This is a genomic window from Tessaracoccus terricola, from assembly GCF_054776555.1.
Map to the genome: position 1 here is coordinate 14,773 of NZ_BAAHBS010000004.1, position 16,188 is coordinate 30,960.

The following is a 16,188-nucleotide window of genomic DNA, read 5'->3' on the forward strand; positions in this document are numbered from 1 at the left end:
CGGGCCGCACGGCCCGCCGCACGGGTGGGCGCCGCCCCGGCGCCCTCCCGCTCCGCAACTGCATCAAAGGAGAAGCAAGTGAGAAACAGTAGGTCGCGCAGCAGGATGCGCAGCCCGGGGTCCCGGGCATTGATCGGGATGAGCCTGCTCGGGCTCGTCGCCACGACGGTAGTCACGCTGCCCCAGGCGGTCGCGGCGCCGGGTGACAACATCGTCGTCAACCCGGGCTTCGAGGACGGCACCACCGGTTGGACCCAGTCCGCCGGGGGACAGTTCGCCCTCAGCGACGACGCTGCTTCGGGAGACAACAGCGGCTCCCTCACCGGCCGCGCGGCGTTCTACGACGGACTGAAGGGCACGTTCACCGAGCCCCTCGCCCACGACGGCCGGTATCTGGTCACCGCACAGGTCAAGCACACCGTCGGCGAGGACAGTGAGCCGTTCGGGTTCGCCTACTGCCCGGCCGCAGGGGCCTGCGTGGCCGCCGCCGGTGCCATCCAGCAGGTGGGTAGCGGCGAGTGGACCGAGTACTCGCTGGAGTTCGTGCCCGAGGAGTCGCCGAACTACTCCGAGGCCCACACCGAGACCGTGTTCTCGAACTTCCAGTTCGAGACCCCTTGGTCCTCCACGGTGGACTTCCAGATCGACGACGTGAGCGTCGTCCGCCTGGACACGCCCGCCGGGCTGCTCCCCGAGGGTACCTTCGAGGAGGGCACGCGCGAGGGTTGGTACGTCGTCGACGGCCGTGCGGGCGATCTCGCGGTGGTCTCCCCGGGCTCGGAGTCGGACAGCGCACTGCGCATCACCGGCCGCACTCAGACCAACACCGGACCCGCCGCCGACGTGGCGGGCAAGCTCGAGGACGGTGCCACCTACCGCCTCGAAGCCGACCTGCGCTACACGGGCGGCAACGACACCCAGCGGTTCTCGTTCACCATCTGTGACGAGAACTTCACCTACGGCATCTGCTTCAACGCGGTGACCCGCGATGCCGAGCAGGGCGAGTGGACCAGCTTCGACGCCGAGTTCATCGCCGGGGTCCTCAACGCGGACGTCGGCAGCGTCGACGACTGGAAGAACGCGTTCTTCGAGACCGCCTGGACCGCGGACCCGACCGAGGCCGACCTCGTCGACTTCGAGATCGACAACGTCTCGCTCGTGAAGGTCGCCGAGGTCCCGGTGGCGCCCGAGCCCGGTGCGAAGTCACCGGTGGAGGACATCCAGTCCAAGCCGGTGGGAGACCACAACCCGCTCATGGGCCACAAGTTCGGTGCCGACCCGCACCACCTGGTCTTCAACGACCGCCTCTACATCTACTCCACCAGCGACGATCAGCAGTACCGCACGGCGGACAAGAAGCCCAATGGCCTGCCCGAGCGTGACGGCGGCTACGACCGGATCAACCACCTCAACGTGATCTCCACCGACGACATGGTCAACTGGGTGGACCACGGCGAGGTGCCGGTGGCCGGCATGGACGGCATCGCCACCTGGGCCGGCAACTCCTGGGCCCCCGCCGCCGTCTCGGCGGACCTGGACGGTGACGGTGCCGAGGAGGTCTACCTGTACTTCTGCAACGGCGGCTCGGGCACCGGCGTCATCGTCGGCGGCTCCCCGCTGGGCCCGTGGACCGACCCCAACGGCAAGATGCTGATCAGCCAGAACAACCCGATCCAGTTCCCCGGGGGCATGTGGCTGTTCGACCCGGAGGTCTTCGTCGACGACGACGGCCAGCCGTACCTGTACTTCGGAGGCAACTGGGACTTCGCCCAGGACCCGTACCACCCGAAGTCCACCCGCGTGGTGAAGCTGGACCCGAACGACTACTCCAAGCTCGCCGACCCGAGCGGTGCGGGCATCACTGAGATCGACGGCCCCGGCATGTTCGAGGCGTCCTCGATGTTCAAGCGCAACGGCACCTACTACTACTCGTACTCGTCGAACTTCGCGGTGGGCAACGCTCAGTACGATGACAAGAAGATCGAGGGCCAGGACTATCCGGGTGCCGGACAGATCGCGTACATGATGACCGACGACCCGATGGACCTCACGCGGGAGAAGTTCGCCGGCACGCTGTTCGCCTCGCACGGCAAGTGGTTCCCCGGCTCGGGTGGCAACAACCACTCCGACGTGTTCAACTACCAGGGCAGGACCTACTTCACCTACCACACGCAGGTGATGGGCCTTGCCTGGGGCGACGCGCTCAACAACGGCAACGTCGTCAACTACCGCAGCGTCCACCTGGACGAGGTGGAGTTCAACGAGGACGGCACCATCAAGGAGGTCGAGGGCACCAACGCCGGCGTCGAGCAGATCAAGGACTTCGACCCGTACCGCACCTTCGAGGCGGAGACCCTCGCCTGGCAGCTCGGTGTCCGCACCGAGCAGGTGGACATCCCCTCCGTCGAGTTCCCCGAGCACAACGACAACGGCAACACCGTGCTCACCAAGATCGACGACGGCGACTTCACCGGCATCTCGTCGGTGGACTTCGGCGACGGCGCGGCCACCGTTACCGCGCGGGTGAAGCCGCTCGTCGAGGGCGCCGGCATCGAGGTCCGCCTGGACTCCGAGACCGGACCCGTCGTCGCCACCATCGAGGTGGACGGCGCCGTGGGCGAGTGGAGCGACGCCACCGCGGACGTCTCCGGCGCCGACGGGGTGCACGACCTGTTCTTCGTGTTCCACGGACCGCAGGACCAGCGCCTCCTCGAGGTGAACAACTGGACCTTCGAGGCCGACGAGCCGGGGGAGCCGGGCGAGACCCCGGAGCCGACCCCGACCCCGGAACCGACCCCGACCCCGGAGCCGACTCCCACCCCGGAGCCGACTCCCACCCCGGAGCCGACCCCCACGCCGGAGCCGACTCCGTCCACCTCCCCGACCGTCGCGCCCAGCGGCACCCCGACCGCTGCGCCGAGCACCCCGTCGACGGTGGACGTCTACTCGACGCCCGGGTTCCACAGGGTGAACGGCCGCACGTGGCACACCGAGTGCGAGCCGTACTCGCAGACGGTGCGTTGCAACACGTCGATCTGGGGGACCAGCGTCGCCCAGTCCGGCGGGCGCTACGTCCAGACGACGGGTTGGCAGCACAACAACCTGACCTACCTGCCGCTGATGAGCCGGGCGCAATGGGCCCAGAACCCACTCGGTTACGGCAACGAGTGGACCTCGGCGGAGGGCAGGCAGTGGCGCACGGAGTGCGACACGGCCCGGACCGGCCGGGGTGGTTGCCGCAGCTACATCCTCACCGACCTGGTGCAGGCCTCGCCGGCCCCGGACGGGTCCACCAGGTTCACCCAGAGCCGTGACTGGGTGTTCAACAACATGGTGCGGTTCAGCAACTGACCGGCCGCGAGTGGGGTCCCGATCTCTTCGGAGGTCGGGACCCTTGCGTGTCGCGGCGGGAATCCCGGGGAGGCTGGAATCTGAAGCTACGGTTGCGTAAGCTACGGTTGCGTAACCTGATTCGGAAGGGGACACCTGTGCGCGGACAGAGCGACCAGATGGTCCAGCTGTTGACGCCCGAGGGCCGACGCGTCACCAACGAGGAGTTCGAGTGGCGCGGCACCGACGAGGACCTGGTTTCTCGACTGCGTGACATGACGCTGACAAGGCGGTTCGACACCGAGGCCACCGCCCTGCAGCGCAAGGGAGAGCTGGCCGTCTGGCCGCCGTCGCTGGGGCAGGAGGCCGCCCAGGTGGGCTCGGCCCACGCGCTGGCACCCAAGGACATTGTCTTCCCCAGCTACCGCGAGCACGGCGTCGCCTTCAGCCTCGGGGTGCCGATGAAGCAGCTCATCGGGCTGCTGCGCGGCACCGACAACGGCGACTGGGAGATGCTGGAGCGCTTCCGCAACTACCAGATCATCATCGGCGCCCAGACGCTGCACGCCACCGGCTACGCGATGGGGCTGCAGTTCGACGGGCTCGTCGGCAACCCGGACCCGGCCCAGAACGCGGCCGTGATCGCCTACCACGGCGACGGCGCCTCCTCGCAGGGCGACGTCAACGAGGCGTTCATCTTCTCCGCCAGCTACAACGCGCCCGTCGTCTTCTTCTGCCAGAACAACCAGTGGGCCATCTCCGAGCCGATGACGCTGCAGTCCCGGATCCCGCTGTTCGAACGCGCCCGCGGCTTCGGCTTCCCAGGCGTGCAGGTGGACGGCAACGACGTGCTGGCCGTGCAGGCCGTCACCGAGTGGGCCATGGAGCGCGCCCGCAGCGGCGAGGGACCCACCTTCATCGAGGCCTTCACCTACCGGATGGGCGCCCACACCACCGCCGACGACCCGACGAAGTACCGCCGCGACGAGGAGACCCAGGAGTGGGCCGGGCGGGACCCGATCAAGCGCCTGACCACCTACCTGCGCGAGCAGGGCGTCATCGACGACGCGCACCTGGCCGCGCTGGAGGAGGAGTCCAAGGACTTCGGCGCGGAGGTGCGCGGCTACGTCGACGAGCTCCGAGTGCGCACCATGGACGAACTGTTCGACAACGTCTACGCGGACAACACCGTGGAACTCGAGGCGCAGCGCCGCGAGTACGCCGAGTACAACGCAGGATTCGAGGAGGCGCAGTGAGCGAGACCCTGACCCTGGCCAAGGCCCTGAACCGCGGCCTGCGCCGCTCGCTGCAGGCCGACCCGAAGGTCCTGCTCGCGGGCGAGGACATCGGCAAGCTCGGCGGCGTGTTCCGCATCACCGAGGGCCTGCAGGCCGAGTTCGGCGAGAACCGCGTGATCGACTCCCCGCTGGCCGAGTCCGGCATCGTCGGCACCGCCGTCGGCCTCGCGATGCGCGGCTACCGTCCCGTCGTGGAGATCCAGTTCGACGGCTTCGTGTTCCCCGCCTTCAACCAGATCGTCGCGCAGGTGTCCAAGTTCCACGCCCGCACCGCCGGGCGGGTGCCGATGCCCATCGTGATCCGCATCCCCTACGGCGGTGCCATCGGCTCCATCGAGCACCACGGCGAGTCTCCCGAGAGCTACTTCGTGCACACCCCGGGCCTCAAGGTGGTGGCCTGCTCCAACCCGAATGACGCGTACTGGATGATCCAGCAGGCCATCTCCTCCGACGACCCGGTGGTCTTCTTCGAGCCCAAGCGCCGCTACCACGCCAAGGACCAGGTCAACTTCTCCGCCAGGCCGCAGCCGATGCACCAGGCCAACATCATCCGCCACGGCACCGACGCCACGCTGCTCACCTACGGCTCCATGGTGAAGACGTGCCTCGACGCGGCCTCGCTCGCCGCCGAGGAGGGCACCTCCCTGGAGGTGGTGGACCTGCGCACCCTCAGCCCCATCGACTGGGTCACCATCAACGCCTCGGTCCGCCGCACCCGCCGCGCCGTCGTCGTCCACGAGGCGCAGCGCACGCTGGGCGTCGGGGCGGAGATCGCTGCAAGACTGCACGAGGACCTCTTCTACGTGATGGAATCACCGGTGAAGCGGGTCACCGCCTACGACATGCCCTACCCGCACTCGAAGGTGGAGGACGAGTTCCTCCCCTCCGTGGACCGAATCCTGGACGCGGTGGACGCGTCCCTCGCCTACTGAGGAGCCCCAGATGCTGCGAAAGTTCCTGCTGCCGGACCCGGGCGAGGGCCTCGTCGAGGCCGAGATCGTAGCCTGGCGGGTCGCCGAGGGCGACACCGTCGAGGTCAACGACGTGCTGGTTGAGATCGAGACCTCCAAGTCCCTGGTGGAGCTGCCCTCGCCGTGGGCGGGCACCATCAAGTCGCTGCTGGTGGCCGAGGGCACCACCGTGGAGGTGGGCGCGCCCATCATCGAACTCGACGACGGCGAGGCCGGCTCCGACGAGCCTGCACCCCACCTGGTGGGCACTGGCCCCAGCGAGGGCCCGCGCTCGCGCCGTCGCGGCCGCCGTCGCGAGGAGGCCTCCGACGTCAGCCAGGCCATCAGCGAGTCCTACGAGCCGCACGAGCCCGGCCGTCGCCCCGACGAGGTGCACCCGGCCGGCGAGGTGCACGCCCAGCCGGTGGGCGACCCGCTGCCCGGTGCCGGCAAGGCGCCGACGGAGTCCACGCTGGTGCTCGCCTCCGACCCGACGGCGGTGCGCGCCAAGCCGCCCATCCGCAAGTACGCCAAGGACTTGGGCGTGGACCTAGGCACCGTCGTGGGCACCGGCCCCGACGGCACCATCACCCGCGCCGACGTCGAGGCCGCCGTCGCCTTCCAGCGCCTGGCCGACGAGCCCCGCCAGGGTCGCGTCGTCAACGACCACTCCGCGTTCCAGCGCGAGTCGCGGCAGGAGACCTTCGCGCCCGGCGGCGGCTACGGCCCCTACGGCGCCGGCTCGGGCTTCGGGACCGGCGGGGGAGCGCAGTCGGACCCGTTCAACGGCCGCCAGGAGCGACGCGTCCCCATCCGGGGCGTGCGCAAGGCGACGGCGGAGAACCTCGTGCGCTCGGTCAACACCCACGTGCACGTGACCGAGTGGATCACCATCGACGTCACCGCCACCATGGAGTTCGTCGAGAAGCTCAAGAACCGGCGCGAGTTCACCGGCCTGCGGATCTCACCGCTGCTCGTCTACGCCAAGGCCATCTGCCTGGCGCTGGCGCGCAACCCGGACCTCAACACGTCGTGGGACGAGCAGAACCAGGAGATCGTCTACCACCCCGGCGTGAACCTGGGCATCGCCGCGGCCACGCCCCGTGGGCTGATGGTGCCCAACATCAAGAACGCGGACCAGCTCAGCCTGATCGAGCTGTGCCGGGCCATCAACCAGCTGGTGGCGGTCTCCCGGGAGGGCAAGCTTCAGCCCGGCGACTACACCGGCGGCACCTTCACCATCACCAACGTCGGCGTGTTCGGCGTCGACGCGGGCACCCCCATCATCAACGGCAACGAGTCGGCGATCTTCTGCATGGGCGCCATCCAGCGTCGCCCGTGGGTGGTGGAGACCAACGGCGTGGAGGAGGTGGTCCCGCGTTCGGTGACCACGCTCGCCATCGCGTTCGACCACCGCATCATCGACGGCGAGCAGGGCTCCCAGTTCCTGCACGACGTGGCCGAGATCCTCGCCGAGCCCGCACTGGCGCTGCTGTTCTGAATGCTCCAGAGCGGATCGAACCCTCCAGCGGACTGCGCGGCCTGACCCGCTGACCCCATCTCGCTGCAACCGAGGACTTGACTGTTGGAGTCCTCGGTTGCACGGAGCCGGGGGACTGGTCTGGGTGCAACCGAGAGCTTGGCTGTTGGAGTCCTCGGTTGCAGCGGCGCACCCGGCACCGGAGACGGAGCCAAGTGCGCCAGCCAAACGTGACACACGAACAAGGTGGCGCACTCCGCTCCGTCTCCGGTGCGAAGTGCGCCACCCAGTTGGGTCAGGTGCGCCGAACGCCTCAGCTGGCGGCGTCGTCCTTGGCCTCGTCGGACTTTTCCGAGAGCTTGACCAGTGCGCTCATGCCCTCGATCAGGACGCGGGTGAGCAGGATCCCGATGACCATCCGGGCGAGTCCGCCGACGACGGTGCTCAGCACCATCGAGCCGAGCGTCATCCCCATGGTCAGCACCTGGACCAGGTCGAAGACCCACCACAGTGCGAAGCAGATCACTGCGACCAGGAAGATCGTGCCGCCCGCGCTGGGGAGAGCCAACTTCTTGAAGCTGAAGTCGAAGACATTGGCGAAGGCGTTGCCGCCGCCGGCGGGCTGCTGCGCGGGCCACTGCTGGCCGGGCTGGCCGCCGAAGCCGGGAGCGCCCTGGAAGCCGCCCTGCTGGTTCCAGTTCTGCTGGCCCTGCTGGTTCCAGTCCTGGGCCGGCTGCTGGTTCCAGTCCGCGCCGCCCTGCGGCTGGGCGTTCCAGTCCTGCTGGGCGGGCTGCTGCTGGTTCCAGTCCTGAGTGCTGCCTTGGGGCTGGGCGTTCCAGTCGGCGCTGCTTTGGGGCTGGGCGTTCCAGTCGGCGCTGCCCTGGGGCTGGGCGTTCCAGTCCTGCTGGGAGGCACTCGCCTGCGGCTGGGCGTTCCAGTCCTGCTGGGCGGGCTGCTGCTGGTTCCAGTCGGCGCTGCCCTGAGGCTGTGCGTTCCAGTCCTGGGCGGGCTGCTGGGCGCCGGCGTTCCAGTCCTGCTGGGAAGCGGCCGGGTTCCACTCCTGCGCACTGCCCTGGGGCTGTGCGCCGGGGTTCCAGTCAGCCGTCTGGTCCTGGGCTGCGTTCCAATCGTTCGCGCTGCCCTGCGGCTGCTCCCCGGCGTTCCACTCCTGGTTGCCCTGGGGCTGCCACTGGCCGTCGGCCTGGCCGTTGTTCCACTGATTGTTAGACATGGGCCACATTCTGCCACCCGCCCGGACCAGACCCGGGACCATTCACCCGTTTGGATCAGGGCTGCGCGCAAGCGAAGATGAGGGGGTGTCAAGCGCAAGTGAGCTGAGGGTGGACCTCGGTGCCATCAACGACAACCTCCGGATCGCGGCCGAGCTCGCGGGCGGTCGTGCGGTGCTGGCCGCGGTCAAGGCCGACGCCTACGGCCACGGCCTGGTGGAGGTCTCGCGCAGCATCCAGGCCTCCGGCACGGCGCAGTGGCTCGGTGTGGCGCTGGTGTCCGAGGCGCAGCAACTGCGCGCGGCCGGCATCACCCTGCCGCTGCTCAAGTTCAGCCTCACCTGCCCCGAGGAACTCCCTGCGGCGCTCGAGGCGCATCTCACGCTCACCGTCGCAGACGTCGAGGGCGTCGACGCCGTCGCCGCGGCCGCCGCTTCTGCCGGCGTGGTGGCGCCGGTGCACCTGAAGGTGGACACCGGCATGCGGCGCATCGGGGCCGAACCCGGCGACGCCGTCGCCCTGGCCCAGCGCATCGCGGGCAACGAACACCTGGAACTCGACGGGCTCTACACCCACCTGCCCGTCAGCGACGTGCCCGACGGGGTCGGGTTCACCCGGGAGCAGCTGGCGCGCTTCGAGGCCGTCGCCGCCGACGTGCGCGCCGCCGTCGGGCCCGTGCCGTGGGTGCACGCCGCCAACTCCGGTGCCGTCCTCGGCCACGAGTTGGGGACCACCAACCTGGTGCGTCCCGGGATCATGGTCTACGGGTCCTACCCGGACCCGGAGACCCCCCGGACCCGGGAACTGGTGCCGGTGGAGCGCTGGAGCGCCCGCGTCACGTTCGTGAAGCAGGTCCGCGCCGGGGAGACGGTGGGCTACGGCCGCACCTGGACGGCGCCGGAGGACACGTGGATCGCCACCGTCGGCATCGGCTACGGCGACGGCTACTCCCGGCTGCTGTCCAGCCGCGGCCGGATGCTGGTGGGCGGCCGCTCCTACTTGGTGGTCGGCCGGGTCTGCATGGACCAGACGATGCTGGACCTCGGCCCGGACCGGGGCGGCGTCTCAGCCGGCGACGAGTCGGTGCTGCTGGGCCGCGACGGCGACGAGGAGATCAGCGCCGCCGAGATCGCCGAACTGATGGGCACCATCCCCTACGAGGTCACCTGCCTCATCACGGCGCGCGTCCCGCGCCGACACGTCGGCTGAGCGGCTCAGTCCTTGGTCCAGCTGGTGAGCCGGGGGCGACGGCTGGGGAACGACGCCAGCGCGTGCTTCGCGATGCCGTGGGTGGCCAGGCCGTCGACGACGGCGCCCACGCCGCCGCCCACGAACGGGATCCGCTTGCCGATGAACACGCCCAACCGCTTGCCGCCCACCTGGTTCATGGTGCGGTCGAACAGCGCCTTGCTGATCTGCCCGTCGAGCTTCGCGTCGAACACGGGCGCGGTGGCGATGGCCAAGGGCGTCGACGGCAGCTGACCCTTGGACACGAGGGCGGCGCCGGCGCCGGGGCCCAGCATCACCATCAGGATGGCGCTGCGCACCCGCGGGTCCTTCAACTCGTAGCCGCGCAGGTGCGCGATGGCCGCCACCATGCGGGCCTGCACGAACGCGGCGGCTGCGATGTTGGCGGGGATGGTGACCAGTGAGACCAGGAAGCCGCCCCAGTTGGTGGCGAAGCCCTGGCCCCCGGCGAGGGCGATGTGTTCGGTGACCACCTTGTCCACCGCCACCTCAGGGTCTCGGTGCTTGACCAGGAGGTTCTTGGCCGCCACCTTGGCCCCGGGCAGCTTGCCCTTGCCCTCGATGGCCAGCTCGAGCACCTGGTGGAAAGCATCCGACGTGAGTCCCTCGGCGACCGCCACGACGTTGGTTGGTTGGCTCATCCCGCCTCCTTGTTCGCTTCAAGACTGACACACCGGTGCAAGCAATGCGCCCGGGGAAGACCCGGAATTTCCCCGGGCTGCCACACTTGTGTCCATGCTCGAGACCCTCTTCGGACCGCCTGAGGACTGGCCCCGCCAGGACCTCATCGCATTCTCCGACGAGTTCGATCCCGGCACCGCGCTGCTGGCCTATCGGTGCGGGGTTTTCCCGATGCCGCTGGGCGGTGGCGGGTTCGGGGGCGAGATGGGCTGGTGGTCGCCGATGCGGCGGGCGCAACTGCCTCCCGACGGGGTGCGCGTCACCCGTTCGTTGCGCAAGTCCGCCCGCCGCTACACCACGACGGTGGACCTCGCCTACCGCGAGGTGCTGGCCAGGTGCGCGGACCCGTCGCGCCCCGACGGCTGGATCGACAGCCGCATCTCCACCGCGTTCACGGTGCTGCACCAGGTGGGTTATGTCCACAGCGTCGAGACCTGGGACGCCGAGGGCCGGCTGGTGGGTGGCCTGTACGGGGTGCACCAGAACGGCATGTTCGCGGGCGAGTCCATGTTCCACGACGAGGAGCACGGCACGGACGCGTCCAAGGTGGCGCTGCTGCGGCTGGTGCACGAGCTGCGCCGCATGGACATCGGGCTGCTCGACGTGCAGTGGCTCACCCCGCACCTGGAGTCACTGGGGGCGGTGGTCCTGGACCGTGCCGACTACCTGGAACAACTGAGCGAGGCCCTCGAGGAACCGCACAACAACATGTGGGGCCGAGGCGAAGCGTCCAGAATGGATGGCATGCAACTGCTCGCGAGTCTCGGGGAGGGACCCGATGCCAGAACTGCCTGAGGTGCAGGCCGTCGTCGACCTGCTCGACGAACGGCTGAAGGGCAAGGCCATCACGCAGGGCCACCTCGTCGCGTTCAGCGTGCTCAAGACCTACGCCCCGCCGCTCGACGCGCTGCTCGGGCTCGAGGTCACCGGGGTGCGTCGGCACGGCAAGTTCATCGACGTCGACGCGCAGGACATCCACCTCGTGTTTCACCTGGCCCGGGCCGGCTGGGTCACTTGGCACGACGAGGTGCCCGCCGGTGTGCCGCGGCCCGGCAAGTCCGGGCTGGCGCTGCGGATCGGCGTCGAGGACGGCTCCGGCTTCAGCGTCACCGAGGCCGGCACCCAGCGCCACCTCGCGGTGTACGTGGTGACCGACCCGATGGAGGTCCCCGGGATCGCGGCCCTCGGCCCGGACCCGCTGGCCGAGGGGTTCACCGTCGACGACCTCGCCGCGATCCTGGCCAAGGCCGGGAGGGCCCAGATCAAGGGGGTGCTGCGGGACCAGAAGGTGCTGGCGGGCATCGGCAACGCCTACTCCGACGAGATCCTCCACGCCGCCCGGCTCAGCCCGTTCAAGCCGGCCAACTCGTTGGAGGCCGACGGGGTGGCCGCCCTGCACGGCCACATCCGGGAGGTGCTCTCCGACGCGCTGGCCGGGACCCGCGGCGTCGCCATCAACAAGCTGAAGGACTCCAAGCGCAGCCACATGCGGGTGCACGGCCGCACCGGCCAGGAGTGCGAGGTGTGCGGGGCCACCATCGCGGAGGTCTCGTTCGCGGACTCGTCGCTGCAGTACTGCCCGGGCTGCCAGACCGGCGGCAAGCCGTTGGCGGATCGCAGGATGTCGAAACTGCTCAAGTGAAAAAGGGAAGGGCCCCCGCCGAAGCGGGGGCCCTCCTTGGTTCTGCGGCGTTGGGATCAGGCCCAGATGCCGGTGTTGCGGGACTCGGTGGCGTCGTAGCCGTCCGAGATGTTGCCCAGCAGGATGGGCATGCGCTGGACGATGTCCTGCTGCTTGGCAGCAGACGCGTCCCAGGAGCGCTGGACCTCGATGTAGGCGTTGCGGGCGTTGTCCTCCCACTGGCCGAGCGAGCTGGAGAGCTCGGACTTGAGGTCCTCCAGCAGGGTGGTGAGCTCCTTGTGGGCGTTGGAGAGGTTGGTGATCCCCTCCTGCATGCCGGACTGGGAGTAAGTCGTCGAGTCGTTCATCTGCGTCTCCTAATTCTCTGTAGTAGTTGGGTCAGGGTCAGCCGATGAGGCCGGCGATCTGGTTGGCGGTCTGGGTGTTCTCTTCCTCGCGCTGCGTGTATTCCTTCTGGGTCTCCACGAGCGAGGTGTGGATCTTGTCCAGACCCTGCTTGACCTTCTCGAACTCGGTGTCGAACTGGCCATAGCCGCGCTGGAACATCGCGGATGCCTGGCCCGTCCAGCGGGTGGCGAGGTCGGTCATCTGGCCCTGGAGGCGGGTCTGCAGCTGGTGGATCTGCTGGTGCTTGGCCTCGATCTGCTGCGCAGCCTTGGCCATCTGAGCGCGATCAACGGACTTGTTGCCCATGGTTCATTCCCTTCAACGGTTGAGCCTGCGGCTCTCGGTTCAGCGAGCCCCGAGCTGTTCGGCGCTGCCTTGGTGACACATGAAACATTAGGTGGCAGAGGGGGTCACTTCCCAGCCCCCAGGCCCGAAACGAGTAGCAGTACCTAGACCGTGGCCCGCGGGGGTGGGGGAACTACTCACTGCTCCAGTTGCCGGATGCTGTCCCGGGAGAGGTTCGTGTTCGCGGCCAGGCCCGGCGGGATCAGCGAGATCAGCTGCGGCGGCACCGGTGCAGGGGTCAGGTCCCCGTAGCCGAGGGCCTTGCGCGAGGCCATGTCCGGGATGGGATAGCTCTTGCCGGCGATGATCAGGAACGTGGCCGCGTCGTCGCTGGGGTTGTTGGAATTCTTCATGAGGCCGCCCGCGAGGGGCTCCATCTCCACCAGGTCGACGATGTTGCCGTACGGCTTCAGGTGACCCGACGGCATCGCGGGGGTCTGCTGGTCCACGCTCAGCACCACCCGGTCCGGGCTCTCGAGGGTGAAGGTGGCGCACACCGACACGTCCTGCAGGGTGCCGAAGCCGTCGGGACCGTTGGGCTTCTCGTAGGGGATGCCCGAGGTGGCGGAGTCCGGGACGGAGTCGTTGCGCGCCGACGACAGCTCGGTCTCGGAGATGGTGCGCGCCGGCGGCATGCCCCTGGCCTCCACCAGCAGGCGCATGTCCAGGTAGGAGACCTGGGACAGGCCCTGGTCCAGCTGCACGTAGTAGCGGGTTGCGCCCTCGGCCCCCTCCACCTTCGCGAGCTGCCCGATCGACATGTTCAGCGGGTTCTTCGACGGCGTCCCGCCCATGCCGGAGATCTCCATCGGCTCCAGGGGCTGGCCGACGGGGATGGCCGAGAGCCACGCGTTGCCCGGCTCCACGATGGGGAGGTCCTCCACGAGCGGCGAGGTCTGGCCCTGCTTGCGCCACAGCCGGTGGGCCTGGCCGTTCAGGATCATGTACTCCTCGCCGTCGGAGGCGCGGGCGACGATGGACATCTGGGTGTCGGTGACCGCGTCGGCGTTGAACTCGATGCTGAGGAACCGGTCCCCGGCAGTGTTCGGGGCCGACGAGCAGGTCTGCAGCGGGTAGACGTCCATGTCCTCGGCCGCCGGCAGCTGCCGCGGCGCGTTCTCGATGCCCATCATCGGCCCCTGCTCGGTGCCCTTGAGGGTCTCGGTCTTGACGTTGACCACGCGGGGCGGGCCGTCCGGGTCGTCGCCCGCGGCCTGCAGGTGCGCCGACGCGACGTTGGCCATCGGGACCAGCCGGTTGCCGGAGTAGACGAACTGCATGCCGGCCACCGTGTCCGAGATGATGACGCCCTCCTCCTGCCACGCGTCGCCGCCGCCGGGGCGGATCAGGCCGAACAGCGCAGTGCCGGCGAGGAGGATGATGCCCAGCAGGACCGACACGAACGTGGCCATGCCGACGCGACGCAGCGGTGGCGTAGGGTCGTCGGGGTCACGGTCGACGAACGCCGCGACCATCCGGCGCGACGTGAAGGACTGTGCCTTCAGAAGGTCCTTGCGTGTCGCCATTCGGGTCCTCCGGTGGGTTCTGGGTCGGGGCAACTCTATCCGCGCACCGGGCAACCCCCTCCGACGCCAGCGCGACAGAGTTGCGCTGCGCGTTGCAGTCGACGCCGATCGCAACAGTGTTGCGCTGGGGCGGTCTCGTAGGACACTTGCCGGGGGCGCCGATCCGACGGGGCTGCCCGGTGCGCCGCGGACCCCCTAGAGTGGGCCCGACGCCGCCCGACGAGAGCCCCGAGGAGGAACGAATGGCACGGACCGCTCAGCTGAGCAACGCGCGCCTGCCCCTTCGTGCCCGTTCCACCCGCTACCTCCCGATGGCCCTGTTCTGGCAGGTGGTGGTTGTCGTCGCGCTGCTGTTCGCGGTGCAGCGCACCATCTGGGGTCTGGTGGTGGCCGGGGTGGTGGTGCTGCTGGCCATGCTGCTGACGCTGCCCGTCAACGGGCGCTCCCTGTTCTCGACGCTGCGGGTCCGCTCCGCCTACGGCAGCCGCCGCCGCAACCTCGTCGCCGAGCCCGACCAACCCGCGCCCCTGGTGCCGCTCGGCCAGTGGCTGCCGCACCTGCACGTCACCGAGACCAAGAACGTCTACGGCGGCGAGATCGGCGTGGTGGGCGACGGCGAGTCCTGGACCGGGCTGCTGGAGGTCAGCTCGGACGACAACCTGATCTCTGACCGCGGCTCCGAGCTGGACCTCGAACTCCTGGGCGCGCTGACGCGGCAGGACGACGTCGTGTTCGCCGGTATCCAGGTGGTCACGCTCACCGTCCCCGCGCCCACGCAGGCGATGATCACGCCGGGTTCACCCGCGCTGCAGTCCTACCTGGAGATCGTCGGGCAGGAGAGCACCCCGCCGGCGGTGCGCCGCACCTGGGTGGCCCTGCGCCTGGACCCGAGGCTCTGCCTGGAGGCGGTCGCCCGCCGCGGCAGCGGCCAGGTGGGCGTGTTCGCGACGCTGCGCTTCGGACTCCACCGCGCCCAGGCCGCGCTCAAGCGCCAGGGCGTCAGCGCTGAGGCGCTGGACCCGATCTCCATCGCCGAGGTGCTGGGCCTCACCAGCGGCGCCTCCGACGACTCCCGCGAGGAACGCACCCGCGAGACCTGGCGGCAGTGGTCCTGCGACGGGCTGGTCCACGAGACCCGCGCCATCCGCTCCTTCGGATCCGACCCGACGGCGGCCTACCAGGCGCTGCTGGACTCGGTGGCGCAGTCCCCGGCCATGATGGTCTTCACCTCCTTCACCGTCTCCCCGGGCCAGCCCGCGGCCGGGGCCATCCGGCACGTCTCCCACAACGAGGAGCAGGCGGCGGCCGCCGACGAGGAACTGGTGGCCGAGATGGGCTCCCGCTTCAGCTTCGGCCCGCTGGGCGGCACCCAGGTGCCCGGGCTGCTGGCCACCATCCCACTCGGCAGGCAGGTGGACTCGTGAGCGAACTCGCCCTCGGAGAGGCCAGGGCCGCGGAGCGGACCTCGCTGGTCACCACCGGCCCATCCGGCCTCCTGATCGGCCGCGGCCCCGCCGGGCCCGTCACCATCCGCCCCTTCCGGCTGCGTCCCACCCGGATGTTCCTGTCCGCCCCGGACTACGTGAAGTGGCTCGTCGCGTTCCGCGGGATGTGCCTGGGTGCCCACGTCTCCGTGCTCACGGCGGACCAGGCCAGTTGGCTCCCCCTGGCCGACGTCGTGCGTGCCTGCGGCGGCACCATCGACATCCTGCACACCATCGACAACATCCCCGGGCAGGGCCGGCCCTACCGCCCGAGCCTCGTGATCGACGAGATCGGAGGGGTCACGCCCCAGACCCGGCTCGGTGCCTGGCAGGCGCTGGTCAGCACCCACAACTCCACGGCCGCGAAGTCGGTCAACGAGATGCGCAACAGTGACCTGTCCCTGATCGCGCCCGTCGAGGGCAAGACCGCCGACAACCTGCGCCGCGCCTACGCGCTGAGCCAGCAGCAGATGAAGCTGACCTCGGACCTCGAGGGCTCCGACGTCGTGCTAGCCAGCGTGCGCCGCGTCGTCAAGGTGGCGATGCCACCATCACCGACCGAGTACCGGATGCTCTTCGGAGGCTGAG

General features: G+C 69.4%; 14 protein-coding genes. 9 read left to right on the top strand and 5 right to left on the bottom strand.

Annotated features, from left to right (window positions below; all coding sequences use genetic code 11):
- The first annotated feature begins 78 nt into the window (after nt 1–78).
- The 4 genes from ACYU7G_RS05825 (at nt 79) to ACYU7G_RS05840 (ending at nt 7,079) form a co-directional block, all read left to right on the top strand.
- Entirely contained in the window at nt 79–3,351 is a 3,273-nt protein-coding gene (locus ACYU7G_RS05825; RefSeq protein ID WP_461105738.1) for a carbohydrate binding domain-containing protein, read from the top strand.
- A 137-nt stretch (nt 3,352–3,488) separates the two neighbouring features.
- The gene (gene pdhA, locus ACYU7G_RS05830; RefSeq protein WP_461105740.1) at nt 3,489–4,586 is read left to right on the top strand and encodes a pyruvate dehydrogenase (acetyl-transferring) E1 component subunit alpha; all 1,098 of its coding nucleotides are present in this window, start codon (nt 3,489–3,491) and stop codon (nt 4,584–4,586) included.
- Complete coding sequence (locus ACYU7G_RS05835) at nt 4,583–5,560, top strand: alpha-ketoacid dehydrogenase subunit beta (protein WP_461105742.1); 978 nt, start codon at nt 4,583–4,585, stop codon at nt 5,558–5,560. Before pdhA ends, ACYU7G_RS05835 begins: the two co-directional genes overlap by 4 nt.
- A gap of 28 nt (nt 5,561–5,588) precedes the next feature.
- Complete coding sequence (locus ACYU7G_RS05840) at nt 5,589–7,079, top strand: dihydrolipoamide acetyltransferase family protein (protein WP_461107247.1); 1,491 nt, start codon at nt 5,589–5,591, stop codon at nt 7,077–7,079.
- A 292-nt stretch (nt 7,080–7,371) separates the two neighbouring features.
- On the opposite strand, the gene ACYU7G_RS05845 is transcribed toward ACYU7G_RS05840, so the two are convergent.
- Nucleotides 7,372–8,289 (bottom strand): DUF4282 domain-containing protein, encoded by a 918-nt coding sequence (locus tag ACYU7G_RS05845; protein WP_461105744.1) that lies wholly within the window; start codon nt 8,287–8,289, stop codon nt 7,372–7,374.
- 85 nt (nt 8,290–8,374) lie between these two features.
- Between ACYU7G_RS05845 and alr the strand changes: the two genes are divergently transcribed.
- A complete protein-coding gene (gene alr / locus ACYU7G_RS05850) occupies nt 8,375–9,496 on the top strand; it encodes an alanine racemase (protein ID WP_461105746.1) in 1,122 nt (373 codons plus the stop codon).
- Nucleotides 9,497–9,501: 5 nt separating this feature from the next.
- Here alr and ACYU7G_RS05855 read toward each other — a convergent pair whose 3' ends face one another.
- Entirely contained in the window at nt 9,502–10,176 is a 675-nt protein-coding gene (locus ACYU7G_RS05855; protein WP_461105748.1) for an EcsC family protein, read from the bottom strand.
- A gap of 94 nt (nt 10,177–10,270) precedes the next feature.
- On the opposite strand from ACYU7G_RS05855, the gene aat reads away from it, so the two are divergent.
- Nucleotides 10,271–11,011 (top strand): leucyl/phenylalanyl-tRNA--protein transferase, encoded by a 741-nt coding sequence (gene aat, locus ACYU7G_RS05860; RefSeq protein WP_461105750.1) that lies wholly within the window; start codon nt 10,271–10,273, stop codon nt 11,009–11,011.
- Nucleotides 10,995–11,858 carry an Fpg/Nei family DNA glycosylase gene (locus ACYU7G_RS05865; protein ID WP_461105752.1) on the top strand — a complete coding sequence of 288 codons (864 nt, stop codon included), beginning with the start codon at nt 10,995–10,997 and terminating at the stop codon, nt 11,856–11,858. The genes aat and ACYU7G_RS05865 overlap by 17 nt, the downstream gene beginning before the upstream one ends.
- A 56-nt stretch (nt 11,859–11,914) precedes the next feature.
- Here ACYU7G_RS05865 and ACYU7G_RS05870 read toward each other — a convergent pair whose 3' ends face one another.
- From ACYU7G_RS05870 to eccB, 3 genes are all read right to left on the bottom strand, one after another.
- Nucleotides 11,915–12,205: a WXG100 family type VII secretion target gene (locus ACYU7G_RS05870; RefSeq protein ID WP_461105755.1), complete on the bottom strand. Its 291-nt coding sequence runs from the start codon at nt 12,203–12,205 to the stop codon at nt 11,915–11,917.
- Nucleotides 12,206–12,242: 37 nt separating this feature from the next.
- Nucleotides 12,243–12,551 (bottom strand): WXG100 family type VII secretion target, encoded by a 309-nt coding sequence (locus ACYU7G_RS05875; protein ID WP_461105757.1) that lies wholly within the window; start codon nt 12,549–12,551, stop codon nt 12,243–12,245.
- Nucleotides 12,552–12,727: 176 nt separating this feature from the next.
- Nucleotides 12,728–14,116 (bottom strand): type VII secretion protein EccB, encoded by a 1,389-nt coding sequence (gene eccB / locus ACYU7G_RS05880; protein WP_461105759.1) that lies wholly within the window; start codon nt 14,114–14,116, stop codon nt 12,728–12,730.
- Between the two features lie 242 nt (nt 14,117–14,358).
- Here eccB and eccE point away from each other — a divergent pair, with 242 nt between their 5' ends.
- Nucleotides 14,359–15,540 carry a type VII secretion protein EccE gene (eccE, locus tag ACYU7G_RS05885; RefSeq protein ID WP_461105761.1) on the top strand — a complete coding sequence of 394 codons (1,182 nt, stop codon included), beginning with the start codon at nt 14,359–14,361 and terminating at the stop codon, nt 15,538–15,540.
- Entirely contained in the window at nt 15,537–16,187 is a 651-nt protein-coding gene (locus ACYU7G_RS05890) for a hypothetical protein (RefSeq protein WP_461105763.1), read from the top strand. The genes eccE and ACYU7G_RS05890 overlap by 4 nt, the downstream gene beginning before the upstream one ends.
- The last annotated feature ends 1 nt before the right edge of the window (nt 16,188 follow it).

Coding starts and splice junctions, on each gene's coding strand:
- ACYU7G_RS05845 (WP_461105744.1), bottom strand. CDS start 8,289: ATGTCTAACAATCAGTGGAACAACGGCCAGGCCGACGGCCAGTGGCAG.
- ACYU7G_RS05855 (WP_461105748.1), bottom strand. CDS start 10,176: ATGAGCCAACCAACCAACGTCGTGGCGGTCGCCGAGGGACTCACGTCG.
- aat (WP_461105750.1), top strand. CDS start 10,271: ATGCTCGAGACCCTCTTCGGACCGCCTGAGGACTGGCCCCGCCAGGAC.
- ACYU7G_RS05865 (WP_461105752.1), top strand. CDS start 10,995: ATGCCAGAACTGCCTGAGGTGCAGGCCGTCGTCGACCTGCTCGACGAA.
- ACYU7G_RS05870 (WP_461105755.1), bottom strand. CDS start 12,205: ATGAACGACTCGACGACTTACTCCCAGTCCGGCATGCAGGAGGGGATC.
- ACYU7G_RS05875 (WP_461105757.1), bottom strand. CDS start 12,551: ATGGGCAACAAGTCCGTTGATCGCGCTCAGATGGCCAAGGCTGCGCAG.
- eccB (WP_461105759.1), bottom strand. CDS start 14,116: ATGGCGACACGCAAGGACCTTCTGAAGGCACAGTCCTTCACGTCGCGC.
- eccE (WP_461105761.1), top strand. CDS start 14,359: ATGGCACGGACCGCTCAGCTGAGCAACGCGCGCCTGCCCCTTCGTGCC.